General features: G+C 50.0%; 13 protein-coding genes. 8 read left to right on the top strand and 5 right to left on the bottom strand.

The window, feature by feature from the left end; genetic code table 11:
• Positions 1–6 precede the first annotated feature (6 nt).
• Entirely contained in the window at positions 7–1,749 is a 1,743-nt protein-coding gene (ilvB, locus tag ACOJTG_RS15225) for a biosynthetic-type acetolactate synthase large subunit (protein WP_420154610.1), read from the bottom strand.
• A 76-nt stretch (positions 1,750–1,825) separates the two neighbouring features.
• Complete coding sequence (gene ilvD, locus ACOJTG_RS15220; protein ID WP_420154609.1) at positions 1,826–3,517, bottom strand: dihydroxy-acid dehydratase; 1,692 nt, start codon at positions 3,515–3,517, stop codon at positions 1,826–1,828.
• A gap of 500 nt (positions 3,518–4,017) precedes the next feature.
• On the opposite strand from ilvD, the gene ACOJTG_RS15215 reads away from it, so the two are divergent.
• A complete protein-coding gene (locus tag ACOJTG_RS15215) occupies positions 4,018–5,349 on the top strand; it encodes an esterase-like activity of phytase family protein (protein WP_420154608.1) in 1,332 nt (443 codons plus the stop codon).
• 52 nt (positions 5,350–5,401) lie between these two features.
• On the opposite strand, the gene ACOJTG_RS15210 is transcribed toward ACOJTG_RS15215, so the two are convergent.
• Positions 5,402–5,980, bottom strand: coding sequence for an RNA polymerase sigma factor (locus ACOJTG_RS15210; RefSeq protein WP_420154607.1), 579 nt, complete (start codon positions 5,978–5,980; stop codon positions 5,402–5,404).
• Positions 5,981–6,052: 72 nt separating this feature from the next.
• Complete coding sequence (locus tag ACOJTG_RS15205) at positions 6,053–7,510, bottom strand: mandelate racemase/muconate lactonizing enzyme family protein (RefSeq protein WP_094815171.1); 1,458 nt, start codon at positions 7,508–7,510, stop codon at positions 6,053–6,055.
• A gap of 153 nt (positions 7,511–7,663) precedes the next feature.
• Here ACOJTG_RS15205 and ACOJTG_RS15200 point away from each other — a divergent pair, with 153 nt between their 5' ends.
• Complete coding sequence (locus ACOJTG_RS15200; RefSeq protein ID WP_420154606.1) at positions 7,664–8,953, top strand: bile acid:sodium symporter family protein; 1,290 nt, start codon at positions 7,664–7,666, stop codon at positions 8,951–8,953.
• Between the two features lie 48 nt (positions 8,954–9,001).
• Positions 9,002–9,925: an RraA family protein gene (locus tag ACOJTG_RS15195; protein WP_420154605.1), complete on the top strand. Its 924-nt coding sequence runs from the start codon at positions 9,002–9,004 to the stop codon at positions 9,923–9,925.
• A 204-nt stretch (positions 9,926–10,129) separates the two neighbouring features.
• On the opposite strand, the gene ACOJTG_RS15190 is transcribed toward ACOJTG_RS15195, so the two are convergent.
• The gene (locus tag ACOJTG_RS15190; RefSeq protein ID WP_420154604.1) at positions 10,130–10,549 is read right to left on the bottom strand and encodes a hotdog fold thioesterase; all 420 of its coding nucleotides are present in this window, start codon (positions 10,547–10,549) and stop codon (positions 10,130–10,132) included.
• 225 nt (positions 10,550–10,774) lie between these two features.
• On the opposite strand from ACOJTG_RS15190, the gene ACOJTG_RS15185 reads away from it, so the two are divergent.
• The 5 genes from ACOJTG_RS15185 (at position 10,775) to ACOJTG_RS15165 (ending at position 19,328) form a co-directional block, all read left to right on the top strand.
• Positions 10,775–11,443, top strand: a complete 669-nt coding sequence (locus ACOJTG_RS15185) for a histidine phosphatase family protein (protein WP_420154603.1) — start codon at positions 10,775–10,777, stop codon at positions 11,441–11,443.
• An 84-nt stretch (positions 11,444–11,527) separates the two neighbouring features.
• Positions 11,528–12,727, top strand: coding sequence for an L-2-hydroxyglutarate oxidase (lhgO, locus tag ACOJTG_RS15180; protein WP_420154602.1), 1,200 nt, complete (start codon positions 11,528–11,530; stop codon positions 12,725–12,727).
• 214 nt (positions 12,728–12,941) lie between these two features.
• Positions 12,942–14,048 (top strand): FecR family protein, encoded by a 1,107-nt coding sequence (locus tag ACOJTG_RS15175; RefSeq protein ID WP_420154601.1) that lies wholly within the window; start codon positions 12,942–12,944, stop codon positions 14,046–14,048.
• A 286-nt stretch (positions 14,049–14,334) separates the two neighbouring features.
• Entirely contained in the window at positions 14,335–17,787 is a 3,453-nt protein-coding gene (locus tag ACOJTG_RS15170) for a SusC/RagA family TonB-linked outer membrane protein (RefSeq protein ID WP_420154600.1), read from the top strand.
• Positions 17,788–17,792: 5 nt separating this feature from the next.
• Positions 17,793–19,328 carry a SusD/RagB family nutrient-binding outer membrane lipoprotein gene (locus tag ACOJTG_RS15165; RefSeq protein ID WP_420154599.1) on the top strand — a complete coding sequence of 512 codons (1,536 nt, stop codon included), beginning with the start codon at positions 17,793–17,795 and terminating at the stop codon, positions 19,326–19,328.
• Positions 19,329–19,483 lie beyond the last annotated feature (155 nt).

The following is a 19,483-nucleotide window of genomic DNA, read 5'->3' as shown; positions in this document are numbered from 1 at the left end:
CATATTTTACTCTAAGCGAATTTTATCAACGGCCTGCCCTGCGGGAACCATCGGAAATACGTTTTCCTCCTTCTCGCAAATCACTACCAGCAAATAAGGTCCATCGTGAATCAGCATCGTATCCAGTGATTCGCTCAGGGCTGACCGGTCGCGGCAAGTATGGCCTTCAATGTGGAAACCTTTCGCGATGGTTACGAAATCCGGGTTTTTGATATCTACGAAGCTGTAGCGATTGTCAAAGAACAACTGCTGCCACTGGCGTACCATGCCCAGGAAGTTGTTGTTGAGAATGACGATTTTGATGTTCAGGTTTTCCTGCCAGATCGTAGCCAGCTCCTGAAGCGTCATCTGGAATCCACCATCCCCGATAAAGGCTACGACCTGACGATCGGGAGCTCCGCGTTTGGCTCCAATGGCCGCCGGCAGGGCAAAGCCCATGGTACCTGCACCACCGGAAGTTACCACCGAATTATGTTTTTTGAAGCGGTAGTACCGATTGGCAATCATCTGGTGTTGTCCTACGTCGGTCACGACGACGGCTTCCCCTTTGGTTTTTTCCGAGATCAGGTGTACGACTTCACCCATCTTGATTTCGTTGCCTTCGTGGAAAAGTGTAGCCCGCGTGATTTTCTCGTCTTCAACGGCATCGTACTTGCGGAATTCGTCCCGCCATTCGGGGTGGGTACGTTCTTCTACCAGGGGCAAAAGGGCTTTCAAAGCTTCTTTAGCATCCCCCACGACCGGAGCCGTTGCCTTGACGTTTTTATCAATTTCAGCCGGATCGATTTCGATGTGAACGACCTTGGCCTGCGTAGCGTACTTACTTAAATCACCCGTTACCCGGTCGTCGAAACGCATCCCGATGGCAATCAGCAGGTCACACTGGTTGGTCAGAACGTTCGGACCGTAATTGCCGTGCATACCCAGCCAGCCTACGTAATTGGGATGGTCCGCATCAAGGGCCGACATGCCTAATAACGTTGCGGCTACCGGAATACCCGTCTTTTCGGTAAAGGCTTTCAGTTCTGCTTCAGCCTTAGCCAGCGTAATGCCGTGACCGGCCAGGATGTATGGTTTTTTAGCCCGGTTGATCAATTCGGCTGCCGCCTTTAACTGATCGTCCTTGGGTACCATCCGGGGCTTATAACTTACCATCGTTTCGCACTTGTGGTACGAAAAGGGTCGGGTCATCAGCTCCATCTGAGCCGTCCGGGTAAAGTCCAGCACGACGGGTCCGGGGCGACCCGTTTGTGCGATATAGAAGGCCTTGGCAATCATTTCCGGCACTTCATCGGCACTGGTAATCTGATAATTCCACTTCGTAATGGGCATCGTCATCCCGATTACGTCCGCTTCCTGGAAAGCATCCGTTCCCAGCAGCTTATTATATACCTGACCAATGATACACACCATCGGCGTTGAATCGAGCAGAGCATCACAGATGGGTGTCATCAGGTTGGTCGCTCCGGGGCCGGAGGTTACCAGACAAACACCCGCCCGATTTTGCATACGGGCGTAACCCTGTGCGGCGTGACCGGCTCCCTGTTCGTGGCGAACCAAGATATGATGAAGGACGTCCCGGTAATCGAATAGGGCGTCATAGGTAGGCATGATTGCTCCACCGGGATACCCGAAAATGGTATCCACTCCTTCGGCCAGTAACGCCAGCATCAGGGCATGTGAGCCCGTTACGGTACGTTGAGAGGCTTCTTCCAAAACTTCGGCAACAGTTTGCTTCTGGTGTGCCATAGGATTCTTCCTTTGTGTTAACGATGCCTCGTTAACCAGTTGATTGTTAACTACTCCAAGTTCAGTACTATCTATTTTACAAATCCGTTACGCAGCCCAAGCTAGCCGACGAAACGTTTTTAATATACTTCCGCAGTACACCCTGTTTGAACGGATTTTCCGGAGCGGCCCAAGCGGCTTTACGAGCGGCCATTTCTTCATCGGAAATATGTACCTGCAAAACGTTATTCACGGCATCAATGGTAATCAGATCGCCGTCTTGTACCAGGGCAATCGGGCCACCGTCAAACGCTTCGGGGGTTACGTGTCCAACGACGAATCCGTGCGTACCGCCCGAGAAACGGCCATCCGTAATCATGGCAATGGAGTTCCCCAGACCGGCTCCGATTACCGCCGAGGTCGGCTTCAGCATTTCCGGCATACCTGGTCCACCTTTAGGACCTTCGTAACGGATCACGACAACCATTCCGGGTTTCACTTCACCGTTGGCTAAAGCAGCCATGAGCGTTTCTTCCTTATCGCATACTTTTGCAATACCTTCGAACCGCTCGCCTTCCTTACCTGTAATCTTGGCAACGGCACCCGTGGGTGCCAGATTTCCGTACAGAATCTGTAAGTGACCCGTAGCTTTGATGGGGTTTTCAATCGGGAAAATGATTTTCTGCGATTCGAATTCCAGGTCAGGTTCTCCGGCTAGATTTTCAGCGATGGTTTTGCCCGTAATGGTCATACAGTCCCCGTGCAGTAATCCTACACTTAACAGGTATTTCATCACGGCTGGTACACCACCAATCGCTAACATATCTTCCATGAAGTACTTTCCGGAAGGTTTCAGATCCGCCAGCAAAGGCGTCCGATCACTGATGTCCTGAATGTCTTTCAGCGTAAATTCTACACCCGCTGCGTGGCCAATCGCCAAATAGTGCAGGACCGCATTCGTCGATCCACCCAGGGCCATCACCAACGTCAGAGCGTTTTCAAGTGATTTACGAGTGATGATATCGCGGGGTTTCAAATCCAGTTCGAGCAGTTTCTTCATCGCAGCTCCTACGGCCAGACATTCCGCCTGTTTGCCTTCGTGCGTAGCGGGGTACGTACTGGAATTCGGTAAGCTCAAACCCAACGCTTCAATGCTGGAAGCCATCGTGTTGGCCGTATACATCCCGCCGCAAGCTCCGGCTCCGGGAATGGCATTCTGGATAACCCCTTTGTAATCTTCGTCGGCGATGGTACCCGCGAATTTTTTACCTAAAGCTTCAAAGGCCGAAATGATGTCGAGTTTCTGTCCTTTCCACTGGCCCGTCCGAATGGTACCACCGTATACCATGATCCCGGGACGATTCAGGCGAGCCATGGCCATGATGGCTCCGGGCATGTTTTTATCGCATCCGACGACCGTAATCACGCCGTCGTACCATTGTCCGGCCACTACGTCTTCAATCGAATCGGCGATGATATCACGGCTGGGCAGGGAGTAACTCATGCCATCGTTTCCGTTCGTCATCCCATCGGATACGCCAATCGTATTAAAAATCAGTCCGACCAGACCATTCGCCTGCACGCCTTTTTTCACGTGAACGGCGAGTCCGTTCAGGTGCATATTGCAGGTATTTCCTTCGTAACCCGTGCTGGCAATGCCAATCTGGGCTTTCGACATATCTTCTTCGGTGAGGCCCACGCCGTATAACATGGCCTGAGCCGCCGGATTGGTCACTTCTTGAGTAAGCGTACGTGAGTACTTATTCAATGGGGTACTTTCGGTGGTCATAGGAGCTCGTTGTTAAGCGAACGACTCGGAAAAGTGAAGCGAAGAAGGTCCATCAGGGCCAGACTCTTCCGTTTGCATTCTTACAGTATAGTGATAAACAAAATTGCACTAATCAAATAAATCTTGCCTTATTCTAAGACACTGATGGTTTGATAACAAAAAGACCTTTCTCGGGATGTGAGAAAGGTCTTTCGTGGTGAATATCAACCTATCTCACACCGGTTGTCGGATGAGCACGAGAAGAATAATCACAGAAATATTTAAAATGAACCGAGCCATCAGGAATTGAATTTTGCCGTTTTTACCGGCGGCATATCGCAAAGGTAAAGGCTTCCATTTTTGAATTCCAAAAAAAATTTTGCCTTTTTTCATACCTGCCGCATTCTATTGCCATATTATTAAAAAGCACTTCATGATTTTGTAAAATTTGCATCACATTGCCATAATAACCAAACGTTAGTTTCGCAGCCACTACTCCTTGCATTTAATCCATTGCTGCGATGTCACGTACCTCTACTTTTTCGCTAAAACCATTTGGCCTCGCTCTAGGTTCATTGGCTCTACTCAGTTCCTGTACGGATCATGAATTGCCCGGCGGCACTTCGTATCCCTCCCAAGCAACCGTCTCAACTCCGAAGGTCTTGGCTACGTTTACCAACGACTTTACTAAAAATCTGCCGATTACGGCTTATAACGGTGGTTTTGGCTCGGCGATGGCCGTTGATCCCAGTGATCCCCAAATTTTTTATCTGCTGACCGACCGTGGTCCCAATACGGATGGGGTTGGTTCGGATGCCAAGGTTTTCCCGGTACCAGCCTTCGCTCCGCAAATTGGAAAATTCCGTTTAGAAGGGAGCGAATTGAAACTCATCGAAACGATTGAACTCAAGGATGCTACGGGCAAAAAGTTGACGGGATTACCCAACCCCGCCGGATTGGGCAACGCGGGTGAACTGGCTCAGGATATGAACCTTCAACTCATATCGCCCGCTACGGATCCCAACGGACTTGATTCAGAAGGTCTCGTCGCTATGGCCGATGGTTCATTCTGGGTGTCGGATGAATACGGTCCGCACATCGTTCATTTCGATCGTACTGGTCGTACCCTGCGTCGCTTGAATCCATTCAATACGGGGGCGGACGCTCTGCCTAAAGTACTCGCTAAACGCTGGCCCAATCGCGGAATGGAAGGGCTGACGATTACCCCGGATGGCAAAACGCTGGTGGGTATCATGCAAAACACCCTTCGTAACCCCAACAAGGCTACGGCTGATAATTCTACGGTACTACGGATTCTGACGTATCAGATTGGAACGGGTGTGACGCAGCAGTTCATTTACCTCATGGATAAGCCTAATCCCTTCCGGGTTAGTGAAATTACGGCCATTACCAATACGACTTTTCTGGTACTGGAACGCAATGATGACGCCCTGGGCGGGGGTAGTACACCGGTAAAAAATATTTTCAAAATTGACATTACCGGAGCTACGGACGTTTCCGATTCTGAAAATAAGGCCTCTGGAAAATTGTTTGGTGGCAAAACGCTGGAAGAATTGGCCCTTGCCGAATGGCCGAACTACGGCATTAAATCCGTGAAGAAGGAATTTGTCGTAGATGTTATACAGGCCATCCCGAACTATCCCCACGATAAAGTAGAGGGTCTGGTGGTATTAAGCCCTACGCTGATTGCCGTTGCCAATGACGACGACTTCGGTTTAGCGACCGAAGGATCCTCGGCGAATCGGAAGATGATTCAGAAAATTCTCCCTTCTGTGAATAAAGTTGATTTTAATGCCGTCTATTTCATTTCTTTGCCGAAAGCTTTAAAGTAAGCATCATCTTTCTACCTTCAATCCGGGGCCTCCTCCTTGTGGGGAGGCTCTTCTATGTCCAGGCGGAAAATACGAGTACCCAGGTTACGATCACATCCCGTAAAAAATGCAGGGCCCGGCTCAGGTGATTGGTTACCGACTGGGCCTGAATGCCCATAATCAGGCCAATTTCTTCGTTTGACAAGTTATCGTAAAACGCCAGCATCACGGCTTCCCGTTGCCGTTCGGGCAAACGATCAATACCCTGCCGTAACCGCTGTACGCGATCCTGTCGACTCTCTTCTTCCAGAATATCCGATTCAACGGAAGGCATAAACAGTTCCGCGGGCCAGATTTCCTGCCAATCAATACTGTCGTCGGAACGTTTGCGGGTTTTGGACAAAGCATTACGTAATACCCGAAACAGATAGAATTTAATCGTCTGCAAGTCGGCCAAGTGTTCCCGCCGCTGCCAGATTTCAACGAATACATCCTGAATGGTATCCCGTACCAGGTCGTAATCCGAAGTCAGCCGTTTCCCGTACGAAAACAAGGCTGGAGCGTAGCGTCGATAGATGGCTTCGTAGGCCTGGGCATCCCCCCGACGAAAGGCATTCCAAAGTTCAAAATCAGACGTACAGGTGGTATGCATAGACTTAGGTTTTTAAAAAGTGGTGTTTGGCAGGGCGTGTGATCGCCTACCAAACACCGAACGATTCCACGTTTAACTCCAGTCCCGATCCCAGGAATCCGGCGTGTCCCACTGCGTAGTCGGAGCAAACCACTGTTCCCCTTTTTTCAGAAACTTCTTGGCAAATTCTTCGTTGAATTCCACGCCTAAGCCCGGCTTGTCGGGTACTTTCACAAAGCCATTGGCAAAGGGTTTATCAATGCCCGTTACCAAATCTTCCCAACCGGCAATGTCCACGCCGTGGTGCTCCAGAGCAATGAAATTCTGGGTAGCCGCCGCACAATGAACATTGGCCATCATGCAAATGGGTGTCCCGGCAAAGTGCATGGCCATGGGAACACCGTGTTCTTCGGCGTAATCACCGATTTTTTTCGTTTCCAGAATACCGCCCGACGAAGCCAGATCCGGGTGAATCATGTCTACCGCCTTAGCGTTGATCAGCTTGATGAATTCTTCTTTGGCGTAAATATCTTCGCCCGTCAGCGTAGGGGTTTCGATGGCTTCGGTAATCTGCCGCCACTGGTCGTGGTAAAACCAGGGAACCAGGTCTTCCAACCAGGCCAGCTGATATTTCTCCACCGCTTTCCCAATCCGGATCGCCGTATTGACATCGAAATGGCCAAAGTGATCCGCCGAAATTGGGATGTCGTAACCCACTACACTTCGTACTTTTTCTACGTAATCGGCGATATACTGAATCCCTTTTTCTGTCACCTGTACACGGGTAAAGGGGTGTTTCGTTAGGCCGTAACTACCTACGCGTCCGATCTTGCTATTGCCGTACTGGTTGCGAATATCCCAAAGACCCGCTCCAATGAGCATGTCCGGTTTATCGGCCAGCAGACCGATACCAAAATCCATTTTTAACCAGGTATATCCTTTATCGAGTCGCGTTTCCTTGAGTTTCTTTCCGAACGCTTTCGGATCATCGACTTCGGGTGTATCGGCGTACAGGCGGATTTCATCGCGGTACTTCCCGCCTAACAGTTGGTATACAGGGACATTATAGGCTTTACCGGCCAGATCCCACAAGGCCATCTCTACGCCGCATACGCCCCCGGCAGCCCGACCGTGATTGCCAAAGGGACGAATCATCTTGAAAAGCTGCTCAACGTTACAGGGGTTTTTACCCAGTAAGCGGCTTTTAAGCATTAACGCGTACTTCGGACTGGCTCCATCGCGTACTTCGCCCCAGCCCACAATTCCCTGATTCGTTTCGATGCGAATCACGGGGCTGGTAAAAGGGACGCCCTGCAAATGAGCAATGCGGAGATCCGTAATTTTCAGTTCGGATGGTTTGGAAGCCCGCCCTACCCGTTGCGTGACGTATTCGAGTTCCTGCTCGGTCTTTCCATCAAAACGCATTCCTAACGCAAGGCCGCCTAAAGCGGCTTTCCGCATGAAATTTCGGCGATCCGAGCCGGGCTGGCTTTCGGGCGGAGGTACAGCCGCCTGGGTCGGCAGCTTGAAGCGGTCGATAAACTTTTTCATTGTATTATATAGAGTTTAGAGGTAATTTTTCGGCGAAAAGTTACGCACAATACGGAGTATCCAAGAATAAATTGTCTTTTTTTTGCACTACGACTTAATGAATGTCTGGCAAAAGCGTCATTAGGCGTAACTTTTCTACCTCTAAACATATCTATGAAAAAAGTTTTCACCTTCGCTCTGATCCTGAGCGGACTAAGCCTATTGCTTGCCTTAGGCTTATTTCTAACGGGGTCCGGCTCGCACACGGCTCTGCCCGTGATTGGGGGGCTGTTTCTATTAGCCATCGGCGTTCGACGCTCCCCGACGACCACCAGTCTGACCTATACGGTACTGATTCTGACGGCCGTATCGGTGGCGATGTATCAACCGCAGTGGTTTATCCGCTGGGGAAACTTTGAACTCAAACGGCTTATCATCCCGCTCCTGCAAATCATCATGTTTGGGATGGGTTCGCAGTCGAGTCTGGAAGATTTTGCCGGCATTGCCAAAAATCCGAAAGGAGTACTCGTGGGCATTACGAGCCATTACCTGATTATGCCCAGTATTGGATTTTTGCTGGCCGTGACCTTTCCCCTACCACCAGAAATTGCTACGGGTATTATTCTGGTGGGTTGCTCGCCGAGTGGGCTGGCTTCCAATGTGATGGCTTACATTGCCCGGGCTAACGTACCCTTGTCGGTAACCGTTACGGCTTTTTCTACGCTGCTATCGCCCTTGCTGACGCCCGCGTTGCTCCAGCTTCTGGCGGGGGCCTTTTTACCCGTTGATTTCTGGAAAATGGTCATGGAGATTTTTAACATTACCATTCTACCGATTGTGGCGGGTTTGCTCTTTAACGCCCTAGCCTATCCGGGCCAATCCCGCCGGAGTATCGCGATTCAGATTGCGGTGTATTTCGGCATCATTCTGCTCAAAAATGCCATTGCATTAGTCGAAGGCTCGACGGATTTCGCCGAAACGGTCGGCTGGAATGCGTTCTGGTTTATTGGCATGCCCCTGCTCGGTGGCTGGTTCTTTCAACGCTGGGCCGGCGGTCGCCGGGAAATTATGGATTCGATTTTATCCACGCTTTCCATGGTGGGGATTACTACCATTATCGTCGTGATTACGGCGGCGGGTCAGCAGAGTTTATTGCAGGTAGGATTGGTACTGGTACTGGCTTGCTTTCTGCACAATACGCTGGGTTATTTTCTGGGTTACTGGTGTTGCCGACTTGTAGGTTTAAATGAACAGTCGAGCCGTTCCGTAGCCTTTGAAGTGGGCATGCAGAATGCGGGGATGGCTTCGGGTCTGGCTTTACAAATGGGACAGCTGGCCACTACGGGTCTGGCTCCGGCCGTATTCGGTCCGCTGATGAACACGACGGGTTCCATGCTGGCCAACTGGTGGCGGAGTAAACCACCAAAATCCGAAGAAGTACCCGCTGAGCCCGTATCTTCTTAGTTCCAAGCATTTTTAGTTTCTTTTTATACCTCTAAACTCTATCCAAGTATGCGTTTTTCGTTCATAGTAGCGGCTTCTCTGTTGCTGGCGGCCCAGTGGCGTGCCTCAGCCCAGCACATCAATGCTCCCAAAGAGCTGATTCAAACCTATACATCGCAGTACAAGGGCGAACGCTTCCCGGACGGGCGACCCAAGGTATCCGACGATCTAGTCAAGCGACTCAAGGATATTTCGTTGGAAGAAGCCTGGGGTGTGCTTCGTAATGAAGGCTATACGAATCAGTTTGAGGCGGGCTGGATGCGGATTAGTCCGGGAAAAGTACTCGCTGGTCGGGTACTCACGGCTCAGTACATGCCCTCACGGCCCGATATGGAAAACCCGGTCAAGGAAAAAGGCAAAGCCGAAAACCGCAAAGGAGCCCCTAACTCCTGGCCCATTGATCAGCTGACGGAAAATGACGTATACGTAGCCGACGGCTTCGGCAAACTCGTGGACGGTACGTTGATTGGCGACAATCTTGGTAATTCCATTTACGCCAAATCCAAAACCGGTGTCGTCTTTGATGGCAGCGTTCGCGATCTGGAAGGCCTCGAAGAAATTGAAGGCTTTACGGGTTTCGTTCGGGGCTTTGATCCTTCGTTTATCAAAGACATGCTGATGACGGGTATTAACTATCCCATTCGTATTGGCCGGGCGACGGTATTGCCCGGCGATCTGGTACTGGGAAAAACGGAAGGAGTCATTTTCATTCCCGCTCACCTGGCTGAAAAGGTGATTACCTCTTCAGAATGGATTGCTCTGACGGATGACTTTGGCCATCAGATGCTTCGCGAAGGCAAGTACACCCCCGGCGAAATCGATATGAAATGGTCGCCTGCCATTGTACAAACCTTCCGTGACTGGCTCAAGGCTCACCCCGAAAAAGTAAAGATGTCGGCAGCACAGCTGGAAGAGCGAATTAAGAAGCTGTAGATTGATTGATTGTAGTTAATCGTCAAAAGGACGTAGGCTCTTGTCAGGCAGGAGGCTATGTCCTTTTGACGTTTTAACATTGCCCGCATTGCATACGGGGCTATTTACATTGAACCCCTCCGGGGTTAGCTATTATGAATGGGCAGGGGTACTGGTGCAAGTTTCCAAACGTATATCCCTAGAAAACAAACCATCAACCCACCACTAATTCTTATCCAGAATTGCCATGGTAAGCCGACTTATACAAACTAGCTGTTGATTTTCGTTAGTAATACGGATCTCCCAGACGTGGGTTGATTTCCCCAGATGGATGGGCGTAGCCCGTCCGTATACATACCCTTCCTTCACCCCTCTTACGTGATTGGCATTGATGTCCAGTCCGACCGCTATTTTTCCTTCACCGATACAAGTATAGGCCGCTACGCTACCCAGCGTTTCGGCTAATAGTACGGACGCTCCCCCGTGCAACAGCCCAAAAGGTTGTCGCGTTCGGGCGTCCACAGGCATCCGAGCCTCTAGGTAATCCTCACCAATCTGCGTGAATTCAATGCCGAGGTGACTAGCGGCCGAACCCTGATTAAGTTCATTTAAACGTTCAGGCGTAATATCCGTATGAATGATCATTTACGTATATGTTAATACATGCGTGTTTAAAGTCCTGTTTTGGATTTGCAGCGTCTTAGCCGGTAAAATACGGGTCTTTGGTAAAATAACTACCATTTTATTGATACAAGCATGACAGACTCGCTCAGGAATCCGTACTTTTGCGGAAATTTTACGCGAGCCATGACTCTGATCTCAAGTGTTTTAGCGAAAGTTTGATTTCCACATACTTAAAACAGTGGGCCCATGCTCACCCCCCAACACACTTTGAAAATCATTTATCTGGTTCGGCACGGTGAAACCGAATACAATCGATTAGGAATCGTACAGGGATCGGGCGTTGATTCGGACCTGAACGAAATGGGCCAAGCTCAGGCTCAGGCCTTTTATGAAGCGTATAAACAGATCCCCTTCGATCGGATTTATACCTCAGCTCTGAAACGTACCGTGCAATCGGTTCAGGGTTTTATTGATGCAGGCATTCCTTACGAACAACATGCGGGCCTGAATGAGTTTGGCTGGGGTGCCATGGAAGGTAAAACGCCGCACTATACCGAAGATGAGTATTATCGCAGTATGATTTATAACTGGCGAATCGGTAATGTGGATGTTCCAGCCATTGGTGGGGATAGCCCGCTGAGCGTACTGCAACGGCAGGTTCCCGTCATTGACCACGTGCTCAGTCGACCCGAGGAAGAAGTCGTACTGATTTGTATGCATGGTCGGGCGATTCGGATTCTATTGACGTATCTGTTCAAGGAACCCCTTTCGGAAATGGATCATTGGGAACACTCGAATTTGTGTCTCTATAAAATCCGTTACGACTACGACACCAATCACTTCACGCTTGAAATCGGTAACGATACCCGCCACCTGGCCGGTCTGGCGAAAGAACCTGAAGTGAGTAATTCTTAATGCGTTTTGGTTTTGGGGTAGCGTTCGAGCAGGTTTTTCTAGCGAACGCCAAGCTCAAAACCCTAAACACCAGATGCTCTTCCCATGGTATACGATATTACGCTTATTGGCGGTGGCATTGTAGGGCTGGCTACGGCTCTGCAAATCAAACGGCAGCGTCCGCAACTGAAGGTGTTACTGCTGGAAAAAGAACGGCGGGTCGCCATGCACCAGACGGGTCATAATTCCGGCGTGATTCACTCCGGCCTGTACTATAAACCGGGCAGCTTAAAGGCGATCAATTGCATTCGAGGTTACGACATGCTACTCGATTTTGCCCGAAAAGAAGGGATTCCCTACGATTTGTGCGGCAAGATTGTGGTAGCCACCAAGAACGAACAAATTCCCCTGCTTGAAAATCTGTACCAACGTGGCCAGCAAAACGGACTCACGCAAAACCGTCGGATTAGCCTCGGCGAAATGCGGGAAATTGAGCCGTACGTAGCGGGTGTTGATGCCTTGTTTGTACCCTATACGGGGATCATCGACTATACGGCCGTCGCTGAAAAATACGCTGAAAAGTTACAGGCTCTCGATGGTCTGCTGCACCTGGGCGAACAGGTGATTGGCATTACCAAGGGTCAGTCGCTGAGCATCGTCAAGACGACGCGGGGGACGTACGAAACCAAGCTGGTTATCAATTGTGCGGGTTTGTATTCGGACAAAGTGGCTCAGCTTTCCCAGGATCAGCCCGTCAATGTACGCATTACGCCTTTCCGCGGCGAGTACTACGAACTCCGGCCCGAACGCCAGCACCTGGTACGCAACCTGATTTATCCGGTACCCGACCCTAACTTTCCGTTCCTGGGCGTACACTTTACCCGCATGATTGGCGGAGGTGTGGAAGCAGGACCGAATGCCGTACTGGCTTTCCGTCGTGAAGGGTACAAGAAACTGGACATTAATTTTAAAGAACTCTGGGAAACCTTTGCCTGGCCGGGCTTTCAGAAAGTAGCCGCTAAATACTGGCAAACGGGTCTGGGCGAAATGTACCGGAGCTTTTCCAAAGCGGCTTTCACCAAAGCCCTGCAGGAATTGATTCCCGATATTGAGGAGCATGATCTGATTCCGGGCGGAGCGGGTGTACGGGCACAAGCCTGTGATCGAACCGGGGGTTTGCTGGATGATTTTGCCATTCTGGAGGATGAAAAAGTCATCAACGTACTTAATGCTCCTTCACCAGCCGCTACCTCTTCCCTTTCCATCGGTCTGACGGTATCGGAAATGGCTCTCAAACGTTTTTAAGTGATTGTTTTTTTATTGCCTGAAGAGCCGCTCCCCGTTGAGCGGCTTTTTCTATATAAAGCTTTTTTTACTTTAAAAATACGAAAACCTAATAATCTTATAATCAATACTTTATAAAGAATAAACTCGTAAAAATTAAATTTTTTAAACTTTTTTTCATACGAGGTGAGTTAAAATCATCCCTTGCTTCCTCTTGGTGTTAAATCAATTCAAGATGAACTACCAGGATTTCAAACGTGAGGATTTTGTAGCAGACTCCTACTTCCGAAAGTGGGTGCAAAATCCCGATGCGGCCACCCGGCAATTCTGGTACGAATTCCTGACCGATTACCCCGAACAAACCGAAACCATCCGCCAAGCCGCTGAGCTAGTACTGGATTTAGCCGAACTATCCAAGGAAAAAGTCCCAGAACCGAACACCGCTGAACAAGAACAAGCTTGGTTAGAAATTACCCGACGCACGCATCCTTCGTACGTACGAACGCTACCCCTGTACCGACAACGCTGGACCTGGGCTACGGCTGCCTGCTTAGCTTTTCTGCTCAGTTGGGGCTTTTGGTACAGCTACCGCAGCTCCAGTCAGCCCTACCAGAGCTTACGTTCAACCTCGGAAGTTCCCCTGAAGGAATGGGTCAATACAACCGATCATGCCCAGACCCTTACCTTACAGGATGGCAGTTCAATTATCCTCAACCCGGGCAGTCGGTTAAGTTATCCGGTCCAATTCGCAGCGGATAAGCGAGAGGTTTATCTTTCGGGAGAAGCCTTATTTGAGGTAGCTAAAAATCCGAAACAGCCCTTTTTTGTATACGCGAACGAATTGATCGCGAAAGTATTAGGCACCAGTTTTAAAGTACGGGCTTTCCCTAAAGATCAGCAGGTAATCGTGACCGTACGCACGGGACGGGTGTCAGTATTTGCTCAATCAGATGCTCACGTCAAAGAAAAAGCCAGCTCCCGCGAGCTCGAAGGACTTGTACTGAGTCCCAATCAGCAAATCACGTATTCCCGACGGGAAGTCCGTATGACGAAATCGCTGGTAACCGAACCGGTCGTTTTATCCCACTCCAAGCCCAATATTCCACCATTTACCTTTCGTAATACATCCGTAAAAACGGTGTTCGACGCCGTAGAAAAAGCTTATGGGGTACAGGTAGTATTTGATGAAGAAACGCTCCAGAACTGCCAACTGACGGCGGATCTGACCGATGAACCCCTGTTTCGCAAGCTTGAAATCATCTGTAAAAGTATCGAGGCCCAGTACCAAGTCCTCGACGCCCAGATTGTTATAACGGGCCACGGCTGTCCAGCCAACCCTTAGCTCTGAAATTACTCTGATTTATAGTCCATTAGCTTAACCTCTAAATCGCTTACGCTAGGTAAGCACCCTGAACAAGTACCGGTCTACTCCCCTTCCCTTGTACGGGGAAGGGGATTGGGCCACTCTTCGCATCAGCTCTGAACTACTTCCCTGAAAGTCAGCCTTTTAATTTATAGTACGAACAAAACCTAAAGTACGCGTAAGTACCTTTTTTCGATGGCCCATCCCCGGCAAAGCGGATGCCGGGAAAGGATTGCCTTCCTTTTACTTCTAACTTCTATCATTTATGAACAAACCATTATTTTTTCGCGGCGTAGGCTGGTCTTTGATGAGCTTGCTTATCATTCCTCTACTGCTGAGCTGGGTTTTACCGGGTCGAGCCTTGGCGTACCCCAGACAGGAAGTACTCGATCGACGCGTTACCTTACGGGTCGAGCACGATGATTTCAGTACCGTATTGAACCAATTAGAAAAAACAGCGGACATCAAGTTTTCGTATAGTCCGCAGCTCATTGGAACGAAACGAAAAGTCAGCCTTTCCGTGGTCGATGAAAAACTCACCGTTGTTCTAGACCGCCTACTCCAACCCTTGCGATTGAGTTACGAGGTGGTTGGAAATCAGATTATTCTCAAACGAAGAACCATCAGCGAAACCTCCCTTCCCGAAGCCAGTCTGGTACCCGTACCGCAGGTAACCATTACGGGTAAAGTGAGTGATGAAAATGGCCAACCCATTCCGGGTGCCAACGTTCGGCTGAAGGATAATCCTTCCATTGGTACGACTACCAATGCGGAAGGTCAGTATTCACTCAATATTCCCGATAATACGACGGGTGTTTTGGTCTTTAGCTCCGTAGGCTATATGGGCAGCGAGGTACCGCTGGCCAATCAGAGTGTGATCAATATTACACTCAAAGCCGGCACAACCGCCCTTTCGGAAGTAGTGGTAACGGCCCTGGGTATCAAGCGGGAAGCCAAGAAACTGGGTTACTCCACCTCAACGGTGAATACCGAACAGATCACGACCAACCGTACGGTTAACCTCGGTAATAGTTTACAGGGAAAAGTAGCGGGCGTGAACGTTACGGCTCCGGCGGGCGGACCGGGCGGTACTTCAAAAATCCGGATTCGGGGCCAGTCTTCATTTAAAGGCGACAACTCTCCCCTGATCATCGTCAACGGTGTACCCATCAACAATACCAACTTTTCCAGCCGTCAGGGCGATGGGGATGGTACGACGAACCGAAGCGGCTCGGCTTCCGACGGTGGTGACGGTCTACAGAGTATTAATCAGGACGATATTCAGAGCATTACGGTACTGAAAGGCTCAACGGCAGCCGCTTTGTACGGGTTTCGGGCCAAGGATGGAGCGATTGTCATTACGACGAAAACCGGGCAAGTAGGACAGGGAATCGGCGTAGAAGTGAACTCGAACTTCATTGCCGATCAGGCTTTGGATTATACCGATTTCCAGTACGACTACGGTCAGGGTGAATATGGCAAACGTCCGCAAAGCGTAGGCGATGCCCAGAGCTCGGGTGTATTTAGTTTCGGGGAACGGTTTGATGGCAAACCTACGTATCAGTTTGATGGGGTACAGCGACCCTACCTGCCTCAACGCCACCGCATCCGGGATTTTTACCGCACGGGTACGAGCTGGAATAATTCCGTAGCTCTTTCGGGGGGCAATGAAAAAGGGGGCTTCCGTTTGTCCTTCTCCAATATGGACGCTACGTCGATCATGCCGAATTCGGACTTCCATAAACAGATTTTAAACCTGGGGCTGAATTACAACTTTACGCCCAAGCTGTCGGTACAGTTGAATGCCAACTACTCGAACGAGTACAACCACAATCCCCCACAGATTGGCTTACAGGACCTCAATGCCAATACTACCGTTTACACCACGGCGACTTCCGTAGCAATGAAGACGCTCGAAGACAATCGCTACGACGAGAATGGGTACGAACGGGCTACGTCACGCTTTACCAATCGGAATAATCCGTACTGGGTAGCCTATGACCGCTTCGAGCACGTTCGCCGGGACCGTATTTTCGGTAATGCTTCGGTGCGGTACCAGTTGACCGACTGGCTCTACGTGCAGGGCCGGATTGGCCAGGATTACTTCACACGTCCGTACGATTTTAACCGTCCTACGGGTACCCGTTCAGTAGCTGCGGCGGCGACGGGATTCAATGGCTATTACTACCAGGAGGTGAATACCTTCCGCGAGCGAAACCTGGATTTTCTGATCGGCGGCAATCATAAGATGGGTAATTTCGGTCTTGACGTAACGCTGGGCGGAAACTCGCTCCAGCAAGTTTTCACCAGTAACAACGCTTCGGCTACGAACTTCTACATCCGGGATCTGTACACCATCATGAACGGACAGAATAAGGAACCGCAGTACGGTTATACCAAGAAACGAGTGAATTCGCTCTATGGCGTGGCGGAGCTTTCCTACAAGAACTTCTTATTCCTGAACGTAACCGCCCGCAATGACTGGTTCTCTACACTGAATCCGAAATCCAACAGTTATCTGTATCCTTCCGTCAGCGGTAGTTTTGTGCTGAGCGATGCCATCAAGGAACGGCCGACCTGGATGAATTTTGCGAAAATTCGGGCGGCGTACGCGGAAGTCGGCGGCGATACCGATCCTTACCAGAATGCCTTGTTCTATAACCTCAACGCGAACCCCTTACAGGGCCAAGCCTTGGGTTATATCACCAGCGATGTCAGCCCGAATCCGGACCTGAAGCCTTTAAAGGTGAAAGAAGCCGAATTCGGCCTGGAGTTCCGTACGCTTGACAGCCGTATCAACTTGGATGTAGCCTATTACAACAAGAAAACGGTCGATGAAATCCTGAACGTGGACATTTCAACGGCTTCGGGCTACAATAAATCGAAAGTAAACGTGGGACAGCTTCGCAACAAGGGTATTGAAGCGTTGCTGACCTTGATTCCGGTTCGGAAAGAGAAGTTCACCTGGGAAACTTCCTTCAACTTTACCTACAACGAAAGTGAAGTACTCGCCTTAGCCGACGGACAGGCTCGTTTAAAAGTAGGTCAGGGTGACTTTTTCGGTGAAGTTTGGCACGAAGTCGGTATGCCCATGGCCTCGCTTCGCGGCATTGCCTACAAACGCGATAATCAGGGTCGGATCATTACCGCTGGCGGCAAACCCGTGGCGGGCCCAATCACGACCTTCGGCAGTGCGATTCCCAAGTATACGGGCGGCTGGATCAATACCTTTACCGTGGCTGGTTTCCGCATCTTTACGCAGATAGATTTCAAAGGAGGTCATAAAATCATCTCCAATTCTAACCTGAATTTCCTGCGGCATGGTCTGGCGAAAGAATCGCTGGTCGGTCGTGAAGGCGGCGTACTCTTCGAAGGCGTAACGGCCGAAGGTGCTCCCAACACGACCCGTGTGGAAGCCGAAGATTTCTACTCCAGCTATCGTAGTACCAACAACGCCGAGCGTTTTGTGTACGACGCTAGTTTCATTCGCTGGCGTTCGCTCTCGGTGAGTTACGATCTGTCCCGTTTCGTTCGTAAATCATTCGTGAAGAACCTGACGGTTTCCGCCCTGTGTAACAACGTACTGCTCATCAAAAAACACCTGCCCAATTTAGATCCGGAAGCAGTGAACGGAGCGTCCGATAACATTCAGGGGATTGAAACGCATACACTTCCGACGAGTCGCAGCTACGGTATGAATTTGAACCTGAAATTCTGATTAACATGAAAAAGATACTGATACTTCTGGCGATGGCTGCGGGCCTGAGCAGTTGCGATAAAGATTTCGAAAGCATTAATACGAATCCGACTCAATCCACGAATATTGATCCGGTGTATTTGTTTTCCAATGCCCAGCTTAATACTACGCTTGCTTCTCAAACGATGTTTTACGAAGCCGCGATTGTGCAACAGGTCAATACACCGTTTGGGGGTGTGAACACCGGAGCGAACCTGAATCAGGATTACCGCGACAATTCGCGGGTGAACTGGCTGTACCTCTACAGTGGTACCAACAACGGCAACAACGGTCCCATCAAGCTACTCACGGCAGTACTCGATCAGACCAAAGCCGACAGTTCGCGAACGAACCTTTACCACATGTCCCGCATCTGGCGAGCCTACGTGTTTCAAGTTTTGGTAGATTCCTACGGCGATGTTCCGTATTTCGATGCGGGTAAAGCCTACCTTTCTGGGAATAAGCTGCCGAAGTACGACCCTCAGGCGGAAATTTACGCGGACCTGGCCAAAGAGCTTGAAGGAGCCATTGCCGGACTGAACGCTGCCAAACGCATTGAAACGGGTGATCTGTTTTATCAGGGAAACGTAGCGAAATGGAAGCGACTGGGTTATTCGCTTTTACTGCGAATTGGGATGCGGTACTCGAAAACGGATCCAGCCAAAGCCCAGGCGCTGGCTCAGAAAGCCTATCAGGGCGGTGTGCTGCAATCGAACGACGACAATGTCCGAATTCAGTATTCCAGCATTTACACCAATCCGCTCGGGAATCTCTGGAACAATACGGAAAAGGCGAATTTGTACGTAGGGGCTCCGTTCGTATCGTATTTAAAAGCGACGAATGATCCCCGCCTTACCGTGATTGCTGTTCGGTATGGTGAACCTTCCAAAAATCCTGAACAAACCACCGTAGATCGCACGTTTGCCAATCAGATCGGGATGCCCTTCGGTTACGATGATGGTTCCATTGGCACGGCTCCTAACTTCCCCGGAAAAGTAGCTTCGGGGGGCTGGAATTATTCGCAGATCAATCGTCGAACGGTGGGCAAAGTAGATGGTCCTACGTATTATGTAACCTACGCTCAAACGCAACTATTACTGGCTGAAGCCGCTCAACGGGGCTGGATCCAAGCTTCGGCGGCTGATCTGTACAAAGCGGGCGTAGCGGCTCACATGAACCAGATGAAAGATTACGATGCCTCGGCTACGATTCCTCAGACGGCGATTGATGAGTACTTAGCCGCTCAGCCTTACACGGCTGCCCGCGGACTGGAACAAATCAATAGTCAGTATTGGGTTGCTTCGTTTCTAAATGGCCCGGAAGCGTTTGCCAACTGGCGGCGTAGTGGATTTCCGGTCTTGGCTCCGAATAAATATCCCGGCCGAACCATTGCCGGAGACTTTATCCGTCGCCTTACCTACCCGATTCTGGAACAATCCGTCAACGCGGAAAATTACAATGCTGCGGTAAGCCGGCAGGGGCCAGATGATCTGGAAACGAGAGTTTTCTGGGATAAACCCTAAAAAGTACAAATTTATACGAGTAGAGCGTCCGGAAGCCTATTTCCGGACGCTTTTTGTTTCTATGGATAAGTACGAAAGAAGCCAATGACTTGCATACCTGCTCGCCTTAAAACAGAATAATATTTCGAATTACATCATTATCTATAACCGTTATA

It is taken from the genome of Siphonobacter sp. (assembly GCF_048595215.1).
In the GTDB taxonomy this organism is placed as follows: domain Bacteria; phylum Bacteroidota; class Bacteroidia; order Cytophagales; family Spirosomataceae; genus Siphonobacter.
Note: the sequence above shows the minus strand (reverse complement) of the source record. Positions and strands in the feature narration are given on the sequence as shown.